Source organism: Candidatus Anaplasma sp. TIGMIC, assembly GCF_028204095.1.
Lineage (GTDB): Bacteria > Pseudomonadota > Alphaproteobacteria > Rickettsiales > Anaplasmataceae > Anaplasma.
The window spans coordinates 1-18,565 of record NZ_JAQLOH010000020.1 but is presented as its reverse complement, the minus strand read 5'-3'; the positions used below and the strand labels follow the sequence as shown (position 1 = coordinate 18,565).

The following is an 18,565-nucleotide window of genomic DNA, read 5'->3' as shown; positions in this document are numbered from 1 at the left end:
CTCCTTCGCTTCTCCCTCATCCTGTGTGCTACATGTGTTCGGCTAAGGGGGTTGCCCCTCATACCAACAAACACAAGAGATTGTTCCGTAATGCGATACGGACAAACTTTTATGTACCCATTTATCAACGCCTTAACACACGGCAAAATCGGGACAACCCTTTCTTTCTTTCCTTTACCAATAACTCTCAACTCATCAGAAGCCAGATCACACATACGCAATTCAACTGCCTCGCTAACTCTCAGCCCACAGCCATAAAGCAATGCAGCCATTGCGGCGTCTCTCATTGAAGTCCAATGAATGGCGCTTTCTTCATTTATTATTTTCAGCGCCTGTGATTTTACCAAAACCTTGGGTAGGGATTTTCTTGATATGGGGCTTGCAATGTTAAACACTGCCTGGTTGGATACGTTGCATTTCAAGTGCAAATAGCGAAAAAAATTTCTCAATACCGAGATTGCCCTGGCGTTTGAGGTTGAGTTTTTTCCTGTTTTGCAGCGCAACGCAAGCCACTTTCTGAACTCTGAGATATGCAATCCACTAATATCCGAAAGGGAAATATACGGAACTGCCCTTACGCTGCAGATGGTCGCTAAAAATCCCTTTGCATCCCTCTCATATGCTTCAATCGTGTTTGATGAATATCCTTTTTCATCTCTCATCCATCGTAGCCAGTCCTCGACTACAGGAAGTAAGTCAGATCCGTCCACTGCAATACCTGCCACCACGACGTTAATGTTATGTGTGATTCTTGTTATGGAACAGATTTTTATGTTCGAGGCAGATTTTCGTGCAATGCGTTTCAACTCTTGTCTACAGACTGCACAAAAATTCCGGTCGGGTATCTCTTCCCGGCATCTATGGCAACATCCAACATCTGTGGTAGATTCAGAATTATGTGAGGCTCACTGTAATACCACACCACTATGTAACAGGTCTGATTCTGCGTACTTAGCGCACTATAATTTTTTCACTGCCTCAAACAGAAAATGTGGCACCAACTTTCCTTACACTATACCAGCACGTTCACGAATAATGCCACCCAGATTATATTTTTTCTGTTGATAATACATATACTAGGCTATACCATTCTGGCGGTGTTTTGCTTGGAAGATTGGGTGCAGATTACAGTTTTGGGAGCTGGAGCGTTCGGTACAGCGATGTCTGTGGCGCTTCGCAGTGCTGTAAGCGATGTGGTACTTTGGAGTAGAAACCAGCGCGTCGTCGACGAACTTCGAACAAGCGGAGAGAACCTCTCGTATCTGGCCGGCAGCCCTGTGCCCAGAAGTATAAACGTCACAACTGATCTTGAGCTCGCGCTGCAGAACACATCAGTAGTACTTCTGTGTGTGCCTACACAGGAACTACGCAATTTGTGCAACATAGTAAAAGATTCAGCTGCCCTGCGCGCAAACGTACCCGTTCTGGTTTGCAGCAAGGGAATAGAGAGTGAGTCACTAAAGTTTGCTGGCGAAATCGTGGCAGAAGTACTGCCAAGTAATCCAACTCTTGTACTGTCTGGTCCAGCACTTGCTAGAGAAATGGTTCAAGGCTTGCCGTGTGCTATGGTTCTTGCGGGAGATGATATTCATGTAGCAGCATCGCTTGCAGGAAGGTTAAGCAGTCCATCTGTATCGGTGGTTCATAGTAGCGACTATCTCGGCGTTCAGATCGGTTCTGTTCTCAAGAATGTAATTGCGATAGCATGCGGGATAGTTGCAGGCCGGAAGCTTGGGCATAACGCTACCACAATGGTTATAGTTCAAGGACTTGCAGAAATACAGGCACTGTGCACAGCGAAGACAGGGCACGCTGACATTGCCACTATAACTGGGCTTGCGTGTCTTGGGGACTTGGTGTTGACCTGCACATCATCGAGCTCGCGCAATATGTCCTTTGGGCTATCTATAGGGCAGAGTAACAACGTAAATGACAAAGCTAGTGCACAGGTGTTAGTTGAGGGGGCTGAAAGCGCACAATCCGTCGAGAATCTAGGTCTCTCCCTTGGAGTTGACTTACCCATTTGTTACGCTGTTTCTAGATTGCTGAAAAAACAACTAACAGTCGATCAGCTAATAAACCAAATACTGCACTCACCGTTTAACAAGCGCCACAACAGCGCGCAGCAATAACTTATGTCACGCGGACTCCCCACATAAAAGCATTCTGTCTGTATGCACAGAGAAGGGAGGGCTGTTGCCCGTGACCGCAAGTGAGCATCACCCACTACATAGCCCAAGTACTTTAAGCTTTCGGTGAAGGGCAGATCTCTCCATGCCGATGAATTCTGCTGTTCTCGAAACACTCCCACCAAACCTAGACAACTGAGTCTTCAGATACTGTCTCTCGAACTCCTCTCTCGCCTTTCTAAGCGGCGCAGACACTATATGCGTAAATACGCTATTGATTGGAGCCCCACTTACTATCTCTGCCGGGAGATCATCCACAGTTATCGTATCTTTCGCACTCTGCATAATCATGACCCACTCCAAAACATTGCGGAGTTGCCTTAGGTTGCCAGGCCAGCAGTAGGATTGCATTGCAACGATGGCATCCTCACTTATGATGCGTGGCGTCAGCCCCATCTTTTTGCATATGCTCTTCATCATGTACTCACAGATCTCTGGAAGGTCCACACAGTACTCAGAAAGCGATGGTATGCGAATTGGGAACACACTAAGCCTGTAATACAAATCCTCACAAAACCTACCAAGGCGAACTTCTTCTTCCATGACCCTGGATGATGATGCTATGACCCTAGTATCGACGATTACAGGAATCTTCCCATTTTCTCTGTATATCCTACCTTCTTGAAGCAATCTCATAATACGAAGCTGCGCATCGTATCTTAGGTCTGTAACCTCGTCTATAAATAGAGTTCCGTGGTTAGCTTGCTCCACAATACCGACACTGTGAGGTACGATGTGATGCAACGCATTGCTCTCATCCTCACTGCCGAAAATATTTTCTAGGTACCGGCTTTCAGGCAAAATAGATGGGCAAAAACTAACAAAAGAGCTCCCGCCCCTAAACTTCTTGTGAATCAGCCGCGCAACAACTTCCTTACCAGTTCCCGGAGCACCCGTGATTAAAATCCTGCTAAACGTAGAAGCAGCCTTATTGATCGTCGCCCGCAAACTTTTGATCTGCGGAGAATTACCTACGAGTTCATAGTCCTCGAAAAAGGATCTAAGCTCATCATTCTCTCGACGTAGCCTGCCGGACTCAACGGCGCGCTTTACCACCAACTTCAATCTATTCTCAGTGAATGGCTTCTCGATATAATCATACGCTCCTATATGCAGAGATTTAACTGCAGTAGCTATGTTCCCATGGCCGCTTATGATAATAACCGGCAGGCTCGAATATCTTTCGCGAAGCTTCTCCAACACACTAAGCCCGTCGATATCTGAGCCCTTCAACCATATATCAAGGAGTACTACATCAGGCTCTCGTTCATAAGCGAGCTTCATTGCTGATAACCCGTCGGCACACACCCTGGTTACGTAGTTGTCATCCCGCAAGATATCCTGGATCATCGCTCTCAGATCTGCTTCATCGTCCACGATAAGCACTTCGGGAGTATAAAATCTCTTCACCTTTGACATAAACTCCACACCTTCTTTAGATCAGCAAACATTCTACTTAGCGGAGTAAAAATACGCTTAACCTGACACATAACAACACGGTGTACGCAACTCTCACCTGATGATATTTGCACACACGGTTGTGTTCAACCAAAATAATGCAGATTGTGCAACTTTTTTACAACACATCCTGGTGCATTTACGCATCCACATTTTTTAACATCCGCTCCGTAACGCCGCATGGAACGCATTATTTTTGCACAGCTACTCCCCCGGGAATACTTGCATCTATCTCCTTCCACATCAGTAGATCTTCATAGCTTCCATGCAGTTGCTGGACGTGTTTCCACGCCAACTTAGGATCTTGCTCAGGCAACCTTATTTGCAGACCACTTGATAAATTAACGTTCCATCTTCCATCATCAAGCAAGGAAAAGGATGAAATCATTGTGCTGAGAATGTCCCCGCTGCCCAGCACTTCTCGTACAAACTCAAGATAATCTGGCGCCTTGTCTCCATAAAGAGACACAAGATTTTTAAATCTCTCTGGAGAATTTAATATTACATACCCCGCTTCATCTATTATCGAATTGGAACCATCATGCACCCAGTTAGCAAAGGCTTTGTACTCTTCCACGCTAATATTTAGCGTTCCGTTATATATTACCCTACTCACTGTAACTGACTTGACCCACGGACTGCTGCGCCTAATAAGCTCGCTAAGCTTCTTCAAAGGTATTAAAAGTATCGGTCTATCATGGGCCACAGTTCGAATAATATCTTCGGTGGCTATCATGTTATTACCGTGAACAATAACATTTCTAACTGGCAGACCCATACTCACCATAGCGTGCGACAGCCCGTGGGAGACCTTATTACCCCTCTGTAAGCGTGGCACAACGATGCACATGATTAAGACAATCGCTATACTTAGCAAACCAATGCCTCGCCAAAATGGGCGCGACAGCTCCTGTTTGATTTTGTATATTGCGGCTCGTACTTTTTTTACTGCAAGCTCAAAATACATATGAAAGCACATATTCTTTGGGACATAGTACCTCTTTTACCCCCAAAAATACATACTTTGAGTAAACGCAGAGCGCTCATTGCACCTAAGCCCACTTATAGCCATATGAAACTCCATACTATATGTTTTGAAATTTTCTGAAACCTCTACAGGCTGCCACAGCCCAAAATGAGAAATAGTGTGAGGTATGAAGTTAAAATGAACAGTTAACACGCCTCCCATAACAGCCATGCGGCATTTCATGTATTCCTTTCATACGCACTTCTGTGGACGATACCTGGCTATGATGCTCTCATGAGCTCTAGCCCAAAATAATAGCACTACATTTTTAATCATCTTTGACACACTCATCGCCTCCCGAAAGGGAGTCTGCGTGCCAAAGTCACTGCTGCATAACTTGCTTTTTAAATAGACAGGCTCTGTCTTTAGCTATGCACTGCATATGCAGTGCATGTAGGTACTGCCGGACCTTAATGCACTCCACAGTCCTGCTGTTAGCAAAATACACGGCTTGTTTTCCCAACACGCACCAGATCTAGCTTACGATTTCCGTATCTAGGAGCATAAACCATCACTGCACTACGCCACAGCGCATCTCTAGAACAGTCAGAGCCCCTATACTTGCGTGATGTAAAATCTTATTACGGCAACATGGATTCAAACTTGTCCCAACAGTCCTTTTCCAATGCTGTGCCATAGACTTGGTTTATTTCTAGTATCCCGCATGGAGAAGTCACATTAATTTCAAGTAAATGCCCGCCCAAAATATCAATACCTGCGAGCACAATGCCCGCACCTGATATCGCACTACCCACTGCGTGACATATAGCTAAATCCCTATCAGACAGCACCACAGCTTCTGGGACCGCCCCAACGCTTAGATTCGTTCTGAATTCACTGCGCGTAGATACTCTACGCCGTATCGCACCTATGGGCTCGCCACACAACAAAATTACCCTTTTATCGTCGTCAACGCCGGGTACGAATCTCTGCACAACTACTGGAGCCCCGTACCGCGCAGACATAATATCCAATATTGAGCCAACATCAATATCACCTCGTAGTCTTATGACCCCATCTCCTCCGTAGCTGTACAATGGCTTAACCACTATATCTCTGTACTCACGGTAAAATGCGTACATTTCCTCACGGTTTTCTGTGATCAAAGTGGGCGGAATAAACTCAGAAAACATAAGAGGAGATAACTTTTCCGGAAAATCTCTAACTGCCTTCGGACTGTTTATGAAAAGCACATTTTTGAGCATTTCGAGCATGTACGTAGTGGTGATGTACCTCATGTCAAATGGCGGATTCTGGCGGACAAATATCATGTCCAGCTCTTCAAGATGTAACCTCACCTTATCGTATAGCTGCAGCGAGTCTTCTTTCACGCTCACAGAACAGGCATCTGCCACAAGACGCCCCTCAGATAGAGAAAGCGCACTTGGCTCATAAAAAAACAGGCTGTGACCTCGACGCGTACCTTCCTCTATGAACTTTGCGGTTAGATCCTTACCCACGACAACGCCGGCATCCATTTGAAACGCGGCTTTCAACAACTCTTATCCCCTAACGTAACCTGCTGTATTTGAGCCTAACGTAACTTATTACCTGCTTTACCCCACGCACGCGCTTGGCTACAGCAATAGCGGTATTTAGCTCCTTCTGGCTCTGAGCAATACCCATTAGGTACACAACACCCCCGACAGTGTTCACACTATAGTTTACAGATTTGACGCCAGCCCGGACCACTAGGCGCGCCCTGACTTGTGCACTGATTGCACTATCTGCAGCGTATGTCCTTAAGTCTACGGCACCTTGTTCGATCACTATCTCGTTAACAACTTCCTTCACGTCTTTTTGCTGCCATGCAGCTTTTTCTGCCTGCATGCGTTTTTCAGGAGAAGCTACTGTGCCCAGAAGCAAAACCCTACCTTCACTTACCTTGGCTGTGACAGAAGAAAATATGCCGTACCTGAACAGCTCCCTGTTGAGCTTGATTAAAATCGACGCGTCATCGATAACGTCACCCACTGTCCGCTCTTGCATTGCAACGACAGCGCCCGTAGCGACAGCAAGCCCGGCAACCACTGCACTGCACCCTGTTTGTGTAGCCACAAACAGAACTGCCAATATTACGGCACCTAACCTCTTGCCCATCTACATCTTAACCAATGCACAACGCTCGTTTTATAAATAAAATGCGCCCTTGTGTAAACTAAATAATGCCCCACGCACCCCAACACTGGGACGTAACGCAGACACAAAAACTAGGAGTTCTACCCCCTTAGGAAACCCCTATCGGGTCGATGCCAACACATTAATCCTTTCTCATCCGAGGAGCAATATAATTTTATTTATTATCCAAGGTTAACTGCACTTGCCCCATTGCAAACTAACACCCCGTTCTTGATTGTTTACGGTATCAATTGGTTGTTTGTTGCTTCCAACTGTATGATCCTCATAGCAATGTCTCTCAAATAGGGCCCAGTGCAATATGGCCCCGAGTAACGGGGTTTTAAGCAGGGCTTTAATGCATGGTGAGCCGAAATATGTGTCATTGTTCACGGAAATAGGGATTGTCACACAGATGCACCATAATCTTAAACTCACACACTCACTGGGCTTCTTCCCACACATACAGTGGAGCATATCTTTTGCAAAGCTGGGCTGCAGGTGTTTTGGTATTGCCCTGCATTACCCATGTAAATGCATGCTATGGGGCCTGAGGCTTTGGTGCGCGTCTTTTATGCGTCAACATTCGCACAATGCTGATAAGTAGACAAGCTCTGTGCTGTTCCCAGACTAGATGCTGTGGCAACCTGAACCGACCGTTCAAGAATACACAAGCAGCTGTACTAATTCTGCGTTAGGTAAATATAGTCGCGTAAAAAGTTTTCTTTGCTGCATTTAATTTTTCCGTAGCCTTACGGGACATTGTGATAGAAAATAAACTCTGTCTTCCGTGGTATAGATCATGAACAAGTACAGGTCGCACTTATGTAATAAGCTTTGTTTAGCAGACATAGGCAATGAGGTCACTCTGTCCGGATGGGTACATAGAAAACGCGATCACGGAGGTGTGTTGTTTGTTGATCTGCGAGACTTTTATGGGATAACGCAGCTTGTGTTAAACGAATCCACGGATCCTGAACTGTTCAACAGCGCACGTATTACAAGTCTAGAAAGTGTAATCACAGTAAAAGGTAAGGTAGCTGCGCGCAGTGAGGAGACAGTAAATACCTCCATAAGTACAGGCAGCATCGAAGTTGTAGTACACTCGTGGGAAGTGGAGTCCGCCGCAGAAGCGCTGCCGATACATATTCCTACAAGCGTGAACCACCCAGAGGATCTTAGGCTAAAGTACAGATTTTTGGATCTGAGATGTGACAAGGTAAAAAACAATGTGTTGCTGAGGTCGGAAGTTGTTTCAGCAATGAGAAAAGCCATGGAGAGTCGGGGATTCGTTGAGGTACAAACTCCTATCCTCACAGCGTCATCACCTGAAGGTGCAAGAGACTACCTTGTGCCAAGTAGGCTTCATGCAGGAAAGTTTTACGCATTGCCTCAGGCTCCACAAATATTTAAACAGCTACTCATGGCCAGTGGGTTTGATAAGTACTTTCAAATCGCACCTTGCTTCCGTGACGAAGATGCTAGAGCAGACCGATCACCAGGTGAGTTTTATCAGTTGGATATCGAAATGGCGTTCGCAACACAAGAGGACGTGTTCTCGGTGGTTGAGCCCTTGTTGTACGATATTTTCACAAAGTTTGCCGGAAGCAATAAAAGCGTATCGTCTCACTTTCCCAGAATTACGTACAAGGACTCTATGCTTCTTTACGGGTCTGACAAGCCTGACCTGCGGAATCCACTGAAGATAGCAGATGTGTCCGAGGTTTTCAGGAACTCAAATTTCCGTACCTTCAGCGAGGGAGTTACAAGGGGCTCTGTGGTTAGAGCAATACCGGCCCCGAAAACTTCAGAGTGCACCAGGGGCTTTTTTGATAGCAAGGTTGAGTTTGCAAAAAAGCATGGTGCACCGGGATTGGGATACATTACGTTTGGTGCAGATGGAGTAGCCAAAGGTCCTGTGGCTAAGTTTTTGAGTGAAGATGAACTCCAAAAGATCAAATCTCTGGCCAACATAGAAAGTGGCGACAGCGTATTCTTTGTTTGTGACCATGTTGACAAGGCAACTGCGCTTTCAGGCAGCATAAGGGAGCTGCTTGGGACCGAGCTCAACCTGGTGGAACAGGATACATTTAGATTTTGTTGGGTAATAGACTTTCCATACTTCCAGTACAGCAATGGCAAGTTGGAATTCTCACACAATCCCTTTTCTATGCCCCAGGGTGGTATGGAAGCATTGGTACATTCAGATGCCAAAGACATAGTAGCGTACCAATACGACCTTGTGTGCAATGGCATTGAGATTTCCAGTGGCGCCATCAGAAACCACAAGCTCGACATACTGTATAAGGCATTCTCAATGGTAGGCTACAGCGAGGAAGAAGTTGATTCAGAATTCGGTGCACTAACGCGCGCCTTTAGGTTTGGAGTACCACCTCACGGCGGCATAGCACCTGGAGTGGATAGGATCGTTATGTTGCTTGCAGATGCATCCAACATAAGGGAGGTAATATACTTTCCTTTGACGCAAATGGGGGAAGACTTGCTCATGGGTGCTCCGTGCGAGGTCGAGAAAAACCGTCTCAACGAATTATCTATAGCGCTGAATATCAGACCCAAGCTGGACAACGGGAGAGCTTGATTGCTTGGCGATAACTAGAGCTTTCGTTTTTGTATATCCCAGGTGGAGTGACGTACATGAGTGCTGTAGATCCAACGGCCATACGACTCCACAGTTACAAGACATGGCTGACTTGCATACGCTATATGTGCAGAGTCGGCACGAATTGTTATGGTTTGTTACGCTGTAACATTCTACCGTATCAGCCAGGGCTATGACCTGTGCAGCCGGAGCTTTCCAGTCTTGTATAATGTTCCCAAGTTGAACTTGATACAGTTTTCTTCTGTTAGCAGCAAGGGTTAGGTACACGATGCATTGCCCATAGTTCACCATGTGTACCCGCAAAAAATTTCAGGCAAAGCAACTTTCTGACAGCAATATTGCAATCACAACACGTACAATGTACTGTACGCATTCTGTAGCGAGCAACATGTGAATTTAACTGAAAATTAACGAATACGTTGTTGAATACTGCGTTTGGCATGGCGGACCGTCCCTAGACATGAATATAAAACCACCTGTAGCAGTTATGTTTGATTGGTGTAATACCATAGTAAAGGTGGGTAAGGCAGACTTGGGCATACTGAGAAGAGTTCTGCATGCCATGGGGGCGCAGAACGTCGAGCTTTCTAGCATCCCGAACGTCAATATCTCAAGATATCTCGCGGTACATTTGGGTGACCGCAGTGTAGAAGCAATGAGATTGTACGAGAGGATCTCAAGGCAACAAAAGAAAAGAACGTTAGAGATAAATGAAAACGTACGGGAGCTATTAAAGTTTTTGGAGAGTAACAACATAAGTACAGGTATTGTCAGCAATAAGCCCGGTAAGCATTTGCGTAACGAGGTTAGGAGCCTGGGGTTGGAAAAACATTTTTCTGTTATACTAGGCGCTGGAGATACTCCAGAGAACAAGCCGTCGCCAACACCCATATTTGCAGCACTTGATATTTTGGGCGTAGAACCAAGTAAACGTGTATTTTTTGTAGGAGATAGTGACTCTGACATAGAGAGTGCTAAACGTGCAAATTGCCTACCAATTGCTTTTGATAACTCTTCCGCTAAGGGGGTATTGTCCTTCAGCAACTTTCATGATTTCGGTAATTTTGTGGACAACTTACTGAACTAGATGATGCATGTCTTTGTGATCGCCAGCCCCTTAAAGAGAATATTAGCAGCTTCTATAGATCTTGCTCTTACTGCAGCTGTTGTTGTGCCTGTGGCTTGGGGTGTTGGTCTTGATGCTTTAGCACTGTTCATTGCGTTTTTCATAGTGACTTGCAGTTATCACTCGGTTTTTTTTGTTCGTTATCGCTGTGCATCACTAGGACAGAGTATAATGCGAATCCAGACTGTCACACTCCACGGACACGCAGTAGGTCTTAGAGAAGTTTTTGATAGGACTGTGCTTCAATTTTTATGTCCAGCCATATTCATGTTATTGATGCACATAATCAACATCGCAACTCCTTCGGGGCCAGTTCTTGTGCTTCTACTCGTATCACATACATGTGTAGTTTGCTTTTGGGCATACTGGTATGCTTTGGCAGTGTTTACCCCTCGCAAACAAGCCTTGCATGACTTAATATGCGGTACGATAGTGACGGTTAAAAAGCGCACCTCCGACATCCCCTAATCCTGATCATGACACACTTTTGTTACGTTACATGACTATTTTGCAGGACCAAAAAAGTGACTGCGCGACCGTCGTAACACCGTGACAGAAGCCCATTTTGATAACATCAATCCTGCGCACATGTACCAGTAACAATTCCGCATAGTAAAATCTCTGCATGGTTGCGCTCTTAAGTATTAGGCTTTATATTGTCCTAGTGGAAGTGCCGTAGTGCGCTTCTTGGTCTCAATCTTCAAAGTCTGGTAAGAAATATATGGATGAAAGGCTGATTTACCACTTCGGGAGAAGTAGGTGTGACGGTGGCGCGCATTTGGTACATTTGCTTGGCGGCAAAGGTGCTGGTCTGGCAGAAATGTGCACTCTTGGCATAAATGTGCCGCCTGGGTTCACCATTACAACATCAGCATGTAATATGTACCAGCAAAGCGGTAGTTTGCCTGAAGACATCCTAAAGCAGCTGCCAGAAGCCCTAGAATGTTTGGGAAAAGCTGTGAGCCTTGAGTTTGGTAACCCCGACTGTCCGCTATTGGTGTCGGTGCGGTCTGGGAGCGTACAGTCGATGCCAGGAATGCTAGATACCATACTAAATGTAGGTCTGAATGACAATGTAGTGGAGAGATTGAAATCGACACACGGAGGCAGGTTTGCGTTTGACATATACAGAAGACTCATAGAAATGTACTCTGCATCGGTATTGCGCCTAGAGAACAGGCTATTTGAAGATGCGTACAAAAATAAGCAAAAGACTCTGAATCTGCCTGAAAGCGCACTAATAACCGATGAGCAGGCTTTACGTGATTTGGTAGAAGAGTATAAGCATATATTCCGCCAAGCATCAGGGTATGAATTTCCACAAAACGTACACGAGCAGCTAAGTAACTCGATCAGTGCCGTGTTCAAATCTTGGACGAACTGTCGCGCTGTAGCGTACCGCGAAATGTATGGCATACCGTCGAACATAGGAACTGCGGTAAACGTACAGTCTATGGTTTTTGGTAACCTGAGCTCAAACTCAGCAACCGGGGTGGTGTTTACCAGGAATCCGTCCACTGGCAACAAGGAAATATTCGGTGAATTCTTAGTGAATGCTCAGGGTGAAGACGTTGTTTCAGGCAATAAGGACCCTGCACCGATCAAGCTCATGGCTGGTGTTATGCCAGAAGTATATAGCGAACTTGAAGGAGTCTGCAAAAAGTTAGAGCAACATTACAAGGACATGCAGGACATAGAGTTTACCGTGCAGAACGGCACTCTGTGGATTTTGCAAACACGCCGCGGTAAACGGAGTTCCCAAGCTGCGGTTAATATTGCAGTTAGCTTAGTGAGAGAGTCTCTTATCTCGAAAGAAGACGCAATAATGTCTGTAGACCCTAGTGTAATTTCTGGGCTACTGCATCCGATACTAGAAGAAGGATGTGACAACGTTATAATATGTAGAGGTCTCCCAGCGTCCCCGGGGGCGGCTGCTGGACACGTTGTTTTCACGTCAGAGGATGCGGAAGAGCTTAAGCGTCAGGGTAAAAACGCTATATTAGTGCGTCAGGAGACCAGCCCTGAAGACATAAGCGGTATGATCTCCGCTGCCGGTGTGTTAACACTGCGTGGCGGGATGACATCTCATGCTGCCGTAGTTGCTAGGGGCATGGGCAAACCGTGTATATGCGGAGCAAACAGCTTATTCATAGATGAGCAGGGGCAGTTCTTCTTTAATGAAGACAACATACAGGTAAAGAAAGGAGACAGCATAACCATAAATGGCAGTACGGGGGAGGTTATGCTAGGTGTCGTGCAGACTGTCACGCCGTCTCTACCAGAGGCTTTTTACGAGTTAATGCAGTGGATCGACGAGGTGCGGACGGTACGCGTAATGGCCAATGCCGATACTGTTGAGGATGTGACAACTGCCAAATCATTTGGTGCCGATGGCATAGGGCTCTGTAGGACAGAGCACATGTTCTTTTCCGACAACAGAATCACAGCAGTTCGGGAGATGATTCTTGCAGGCAGTAATCAAGATCGCGAAAAGGCTCTGCAAAAAATTGAGGTCATGCAAAAAAATGACTTTAAGGAGATTTTCAAATGCTTAAAAGGCTCTGGACAGGTCACTATTAGGCTGTTGGACCCCCCACTACACGAGTTTTTGCCTGCAAACAACACTGAGGTTCTGGAAACCATTGCAGAGAGAATGGGAGCGTCTGTGGAATATGTTAAGCATAGAGTTGCCTCCTTATCGGAGAAAAACCCCATGTTGGGACACAGAGGCTGCAGGTTGGCAATTTCTCACCCGGAGATATACGAAATGCAGGTTCGTGCGATTTTTCAAGCTGCACAGGAACTGCTAGCAGAAGATAGTATAACGGTGGCGCCAGAAATAATGGTCCCGTTCGTTATGGATGAGCAGGAGCTCGCGATAATCAGTGCGCTTATAAAGCGCGTAGCCGCTCAGTTTGGTAATGCTCCACACAGTATTGGGGCAATGATTGAGCTTCCTAGAGCGGCCTTGCTTGCGGATCGTCTGGCTAAACACGTGCAATTTTTCAGCTTTGGGACCAATGACTTAACGCAAACGACTTTGGGCATCTCTAGGGACGACTCATCAAAGTTCGTTGAGCATTACATTAGTGCCGGAGTGTTTACATCAGACCCCTTTGACATGTTGGATATTAGCGGGGTTGGTAGGCTGATTGAGATATCCATGGAGCTGATTAACAAGTCGCAACACAGAGTAAAAACCGGCCTATGTGGGGAACATGGCGGCACTGCTGAAGCCGTGCAGTTATGCTCTGAGCTAGGTATAGATTATGTCTCATGCTCGCCCTACAAGGTGCCTGTGGCAAAGCTTTTATCTGCGCGCAGTGCAATCAAAAACAAATTGTCCTAGGGCATGACAGGTGCTGCCCATTGAGATTTTTTGGTAGTGGTTTAAGATCCGCTAGGGGCTGGTGTTTTGTTCTCGAGTCACCGCATCCGTACGCGTGGGAGCTGCGGGTGTAAAGTGTTTTACTTGCCCGAGTTTTGTTGCTATTAATGTCCTCTCGTGCTGTAGATTGAGTTGTTGTGGGTTTTCTTAGTCGTCCTGACGTACTGTTATTCATTGTGGCAGCGCTGCCGTTTGTAGCCGCGTTGCTGATAATTGCTTTAAAGCGAGTTGCCTACGTGCAGGAGGCTCTGTCTAGTTTTGCCTCACTAACCCTGTTCCCCGCAACATGTGGTTTATACGCTGTCACATTCTGTAAGAGCGGTAGCGCGGCGACATCGCTGAGTTATAGCATGTCCTCCTCAATGCTTTTTATTCTAGAGCCTGACGCTCTAGGCATGGCATTTGGGGTTTTGGTATCACTACTATGGTGCATAACAAATGTGTATACCATAGGATACATGAACAAAGCATACGGGGCCAAAAAGGACCTCAGCACCTTTTATGCGTGCTTTGCCGCAAGCATTGGGTGCACAATGGGCATTGCGTTCTCTGGCAACCTTGTTACGCTTTTCATCTTCTATGAAATGCTAACAATCTCAACGTACCCATTAATTGTACACGATAGAAGCCCAAGCGCGTTTGCTGCGGGAAGTTTTTACTTGAAAACGCTTTTATGTGCTTCCGTCACATCATTTCTACCGCTGCTGGCTGTAGTTTGGAGTATCAGCCATGAGGCCGGTCTGTTTAGTTCGCAGTTCTTTGTCTCTGAGATGCGGCCAGGGGTTATTCCATTGTTATCCGCGCTGCTCTGCTACGGTGTTGCCAAAGCCGCTATAATGCCTGTCCATATGTGGTTACCACGCGCCATGGTGGCGCCAACTCCTGTTAGTGCATTGCTACACGCGGTTGCTGTGGTAAAGTCTGGAGTATTTACTATCATAAAAGTGACTGTGTGCGTTTTTGGAGCACACGGCATGTATAGCTATTATAGTGGCTCACAGGGAATAGACGGTGTTTTACACCTAAACGTCTTGCTATATCTTTCCGCATTTACAATGATCGGCGGGTCTGTACTTGCGTTAATGCAAAAGGAGCTGAAGAAGCTTCTAGCATATTCCACAGTCTCACAGCTGTCGTGCATAACGCTTGCTTTGGCTATGTATACGGATCTTTCTGTTGCATCCGCAATGTTGCAGATGGTGTGCCATGCATTTGCAAAAATAACACTGTTTTTCGCGGCTGGAGCTATTTACATAACTACAGGAAGGACCTCTATAGACCAGATGGATGGCCTGGGAAGAGCAATGCCTGTAACCCTTGCAGCATTCTGTCTAGGTGCTTTCTCGATGATTGGCATACCCCCTGCGCCGACGTTTTGGAGCAAGTTCTACATACTCTCAGAGGCGGTGCGCCAAGATAGCTATTTAGTGATTTTTGCCATAGCTTTAAGCACGCTGCTCAACACTATATACTTCGTACCTGTGGTCTACAGAGCTTTCTTTGGTGATGCTTCAGCATTGCAGAAGTTTAGAGAGGCACCTCCTGCCGTAATAGCAGCTATGCTTGCGACATCCGCATGCACCGCGGTTCTATTCTTTAAGCCTGGTATTGTGTTTAAATTCCTGGAAAGTATGGGACTGCCTGTTCCGAGTTAGAGACATCATGGCCGGATGTACGCAGGAAGCCTCAAAAAGAGTCACATGTTGAAACTGCTTGCAGGCGCAAGGTATTGAGTTGCGTTCCAAAATCGCACGTCGTAATCGCGGCACTTAAAGTAAATTAAGCACGCTTATGGCGTAATAGTTCTTTGTGCTGCAAATGAGCTTGTTACTGGCCATTGAGGTTTTCTTGACACTATTTGTGTTGACTTGATTTTGCGATTGAACTAGCCTTTTTGTACGGTGACACAGTTTTCATGTGGTTGAAGTGGGCGGCCTTAATTTCAATAGAATTGCTACTTCTGTTCTCCTTGCATCGTTCATAATACTGATAGTCAGCAATGTTGTGGACATTGTTTACCACCCAGATCATGACAGCCCTCGTGGTTACAGCGTAGATGTGTCCTCGACGAAAACTGCTGGCTCTGGGGACTCCGCAGAAGCCGTCGACATTGATATTGCGAGCCTGATCGCAACTGCCAGCGCTGAGAAGGGCAAAGTGGTAGCTAAAAAGTGTTCTGCTTGTCACACTGTAAATAAAGGTGGTCCTGACAGAGTTGGGCCAAATCTGTGGGGCGTTATTGGCGCGAAAAAAGGCCGAGTGGCTGGGTTTACCTATTCAAAGGCGTTGCTTAGCCATGGCGGCGATTGGAGTGAAGAAGAACTGTTTAAGTTTCTCTCAAAGCCCCAGAGCTACATTTCCGGAACTCGCATGGCATTTGCCGGTCTTTCCAAACCACAGGATATAGCAGACCTCTTAGCATATTTGAAATCATTAGAACAAGAATAGACGCCTATAAGTTGCTTTTTCCTCACACCCAGAAAAATTAGTCAAGCGGCCACGTTAGCGGTCTTGTGTTGTTTTACGTCATAGTGCCTACGAGCTGCTGTACGATAATAAACATATTTACAGAACATATTCATACACTAGAACTTTTACATCGCAATGCAGGTAACTGTTTAGGAGCATAAACTGCGCTATGATGCGCTATTTCCCTATTAAATTTTTGGAGATCTGTCCCTTGTACAAGGTAGAAAGTGGTAGTAGAATGTTGCACTAGGCACAATTGGTTTTACGGTCTTATGCACACAACACAAACTCTTACTCTAGGTAACGAATCACACATAGCGTACAAACAGCTCAATTTTGGCAGCAAGGTATCCGTAGTTTTCCTTGGTGGCTTTATGTCTAACATGAATAGCACAAAAGCGTCAGCAGTATTTGACTACTGTGCCAAACACAATTTAAACTGCACAATCTTCGACTACTTTGGTAATGGTGATTCTAGCGGCCGGTTCGAAGATTATGCGATTAGTGACTGGAAACAAAATTGCTGCCAGGTTATCGAATCACTTGTAGCTCCTTCAACACCAATTGTGTTAGTAGGTTCCAGCATGGGTGGCTGGCTTGCGTTTCTCGTTGCAATGCATTTTCCTACTAGAGTCAAGGGCGTTGTGGGTATAGCTGCAGCTCCGGACTTTACTGAAAGCATTGAGCTCTCTGAGCAGCATAGGGAGACTCTGGCGTCCACCGGGTCTGTAGAAAACTGCAAAGGCGAACGCGTCTACACTATAACCCAGAGGTTGTTGTTGGACGGTAAAAACCACTTGCTTCTTAAGGGAGAAATACCGGTAGAGTGCCCTATAACACTGATCCATGGGATGGATGATGTAGTAGTACCTTTCAGAGATTCCATAGCTCTAGCCGAAAATGTAGTTTCAACAGATGTCAATATTCATCTAATAAAATCAGGTGATCATCATTTGTGCGAACAACCAATATTGGACGGAATATTAGAAAAAATGCATTGCATGGTTCGTAAGGTTGAAAGCACATTATAAGGCCGTACGTATGCTGGCAGGTGCTTATCACCCCAGTCCGCATCATATTGTATCTTTCGCGTACCTATTTCTCTATGCCGACAACGTATAACAGGAGGTGTTCTGGGTGTCACAACAACAAATAGAAAGTATCACACTTAGTGATGGTCGGCACATATCGTATAAACATACTAAGGGCGCCAGCAGCATGTGTGTAGTGTGTTTGGGCGGTTTTACGTCTGAGATGCGTGGGCCTAAAGCTTCTCACCTGTTTGGGTACTGTGATGCTCAAAATATAGACTGTGTGGTTTTTGACTATCTGGGACACGGCTCTTCTGGTGGAGATTTCAACCAGTGCGTTCTTAGCGACTGGTACAAGAGCTGCTGCCATTTGATCGAAAACGTGACAAGTAAACCCCTGATACTGGTGGGAACCAGCATGGGCGGATGGCTGATGTTACGTGTTGCCATGGCTTATGCAAATCGTGTTAAAGGTCTAGTGGGTATGGCTGCAGCACCTGACTTTACAGAGACTTTGGATTTTACAGACTCTGAAATACTTGAAGTTACAGTCAAAGGCCACGCTGGGTCTTTCGTAAGGAGGATGGGGGGATTAATAGGGCTGCCGCCTGGGTTAAGTAACGCTGCAGCAGATGGTCTGAGCAGGGAAGATAGTGAGACGATACTGAGTGCTAGAACAGTTACATTAGAGAAACACGGCCGTTCCTATACCATTAGCCCACGATTGAAAAATGATGGGAAAAACCACCTTGTACTTGAAACGGATGAGATCCCAATAGACTGCGACATAGTTTTGATACACAGCATAATAGATACTGTTATACCGTATGAATCCTCGATTTCGATTGCAGAAAAAGTGCGTTCAAGAAATGTGGACGTACACTTAATAAAGTCCAGTGATCATTTGCTAAATGACCCAGAGCCTCTGAGTATAGCCTACTGCGCAATACAAGATTTACTCCATAAATGCCGGGATGCTTGACCTTATTTGCATGTGGAAGCTATAGCGGCACCACAGCTGTAAGCGCATCTTGGATAGTAAACTCATAAGTGACTGTACCACGGTTAAAAAAGGGCGAACACCACGGAACAGCAGAACAGCAGAACAGCAGAACAGCAGAACAGCAGAACAGCAGAACAGC

General features: G+C 45.9%; 14 protein-coding genes. 9 read left to right on the top strand and 5 right to left on the bottom strand.

The window, feature by feature from the left end:
- On the bottom strand, positions 1 to 725 hold a 725-nt coding region (locus tag PGW94_RS03050), incomplete at its 3' end, for a tyrosine-type recombinase/integrase (RefSeq protein WP_271758526.1).
- A 381-nt stretch (positions 726 to 1,106) separates the two neighbouring features.
- Here PGW94_RS03050 and PGW94_RS03045 point away from each other — a divergent pair.
- Entirely contained in the window at positions 1,107 to 2,132 is a 1,026-nt protein-coding gene (locus PGW94_RS03045) for an NAD(P)H-dependent glycerol-3-phosphate dehydrogenase (protein ID WP_271758524.1), read from the top strand.
- An 87-nt stretch (positions 2,133 to 2,219) separates the two neighbouring features.
- Here PGW94_RS03045 and PGW94_RS03040 read toward each other — a convergent pair whose 3' ends face one another.
- The 4 genes from PGW94_RS03040 to PGW94_RS03025 all read right to left on the bottom strand — a co-directional run bounded on the left by PGW94_RS03040 (position 2,220) and on the right by PGW94_RS03025 (position 6,774).
- Positions 2,220 to 3,608: a sigma-54-dependent transcriptional regulator gene (locus PGW94_RS03040; RefSeq protein ID WP_271758522.1), complete on the bottom strand. Its 1,389-nt coding sequence runs from the start codon at positions 3,606 to 3,608 to the stop codon at positions 2,220 to 2,222.
- A gap of 229 nt (positions 3,609 to 3,837) precedes the next feature.
- Positions 3,838 to 4,614 (bottom strand): cell division protein FtsQ/DivIB, encoded by a 777-nt coding sequence (locus PGW94_RS03035; RefSeq protein WP_271758520.1) that lies wholly within the window; start codon positions 4,612 to 4,614, stop codon positions 3,838 to 3,840.
- Positions 4,615 to 5,255: 641 nt separating this feature from the next.
- On the bottom strand, positions 5,256 to 6,173 hold the full coding sequence (gshB, locus tag PGW94_RS03030) for a glutathione synthase (RefSeq protein ID WP_271758518.1): 918 nt from the start codon (positions 6,171 to 6,173) through the stop codon (positions 5,256 to 5,258).
- 10 nt (positions 6,174 to 6,183) lie between these two features.
- Entirely contained in the window at positions 6,184 to 6,774 is a 591-nt protein-coding gene (locus PGW94_RS03025; RefSeq protein WP_271758516.1) for a BON domain-containing protein, read from the bottom strand.
- Positions 6,775 to 7,591: 817 nt separating this feature from the next.
- On the opposite strand from PGW94_RS03025, the gene aspS reads away from it, so the two are divergent.
- The 8 genes from aspS (at position 7,592) to PGW94_RS02990 (ending at position 18,405) form a co-directional block, all read left to right on the top strand.
- Positions 7,592 to 9,388 (top strand): aspartate--tRNA ligase, encoded by a 1,797-nt coding sequence (gene aspS / locus PGW94_RS03020; protein WP_271758514.1) that lies wholly within the window; start codon positions 7,592 to 7,594, stop codon positions 9,386 to 9,388.
- A gap of 508 nt (positions 9,389 to 9,896) precedes the next feature.
- A complete protein-coding gene (locus PGW94_RS03015; RefSeq protein ID WP_271758512.1) occupies positions 9,897 to 10,496 on the top strand; it encodes an HAD family hydrolase in 600 nt (199 codons plus the stop codon).
- Positions 10,497 to 11,003, top strand: coding sequence for an RDD family protein (locus PGW94_RS04520; RefSeq protein WP_410519525.1), 507 nt, complete (start codon positions 10,497 to 10,499; stop codon positions 11,001 to 11,003).
- Between the two features lie 253 nt (positions 11,004 to 11,256).
- Complete coding sequence (gene ppdK, locus PGW94_RS03010; RefSeq protein WP_271758511.1) at positions 11,257 to 13,884, top strand: pyruvate, phosphate dikinase; 2,628 nt, start codon at positions 11,257 to 11,259, stop codon at positions 13,882 to 13,884.
- Positions 13,885 to 14,060: 176 nt separating this feature from the next.
- Positions 14,061 to 15,578 (top strand): proton-conducting transporter membrane subunit, encoded by a 1,518-nt coding sequence (locus tag PGW94_RS03005; RefSeq protein ID WP_271758510.1) that lies wholly within the window; start codon positions 14,061 to 14,063, stop codon positions 15,576 to 15,578.
- 271 nt (positions 15,579 to 15,849) lie between these two features.
- Positions 15,850 to 16,371 carry a c-type cytochrome gene (locus PGW94_RS03000; RefSeq protein WP_271758528.1) on the top strand — a complete coding sequence of 174 codons (522 nt, stop codon included), beginning with the start codon at positions 15,850 to 15,852 and terminating at the stop codon, positions 16,369 to 16,371.
- A 293-nt stretch (positions 16,372 to 16,664) separates the two neighbouring features.
- Positions 16,665 to 17,423 (top strand): alpha/beta hydrolase, encoded by a 759-nt coding sequence (locus PGW94_RS02995; protein WP_271758508.1) that lies wholly within the window; start codon positions 16,665 to 16,667, stop codon positions 17,421 to 17,423.
- Between the two features lie 187 nt (positions 17,424 to 17,610).
- A complete protein-coding gene (locus PGW94_RS02990; protein WP_271758506.1) occupies positions 17,611 to 18,405 on the top strand; it encodes an alpha/beta hydrolase in 795 nt (264 codons plus the stop codon).
- Positions 18,406 to 18,565 lie beyond the last annotated feature (160 nt).

Coding starts and splice junctions, on each gene's coding strand:
- aspS (WP_271758514.1), top strand. CDS start 7,592: ATGAACAAGTACAGGTCGCACTTATGTAATAAGCTTTGTTTAGCAGAC.
- PGW94_RS02990 (WP_271758506.1), top strand. CDS start 17,611: ATGTGTGTAGTGTGTTTGGGCGGTTTTACGTCTGAGATGCGTGGGCCT.
- PGW94_RS04520 (WP_410519525.1), top strand. CDS start 10,497: ATGATGCATGTCTTTGTGATCGCCAGCCCCTTAAAGAGAATATTAGCA.
- PGW94_RS03035 (WP_271758520.1), bottom strand. CDS start 4,614: ATGTATTTTGAGCTTGCAGTAAAAAAAGTACGAGCCGCAATATACAAA.
- PGW94_RS02995 (WP_271758508.1), top strand. CDS start 16,665: ATGCACACAACACAAACTCTTACTCTAGGTAACGAATCACACATAGCG.
- ppdK (WP_271758511.1), top strand. CDS start 11,257: ATGGATGAAAGGCTGATTTACCACTTCGGGAGAAGTAGGTGTGACGGT.
- PGW94_RS03015 (WP_271758512.1), top strand. CDS start 9,897: ATGTTTGATTGGTGTAATACCATAGTAAAGGTGGGTAAGGCAGACTTG.
- PGW94_RS03040 (WP_271758522.1), bottom strand. CDS start 3,608: ATGTCAAAGGTGAAGAGATTTTATACTCCCGAAGTGCTTATCGTGGAC.
- PGW94_RS03025 (WP_271758516.1), bottom strand. CDS start 6,774: ATGGGCAAGAGGTTAGGTGCCGTAATATTGGCAGTTCTGTTTGTGGCT.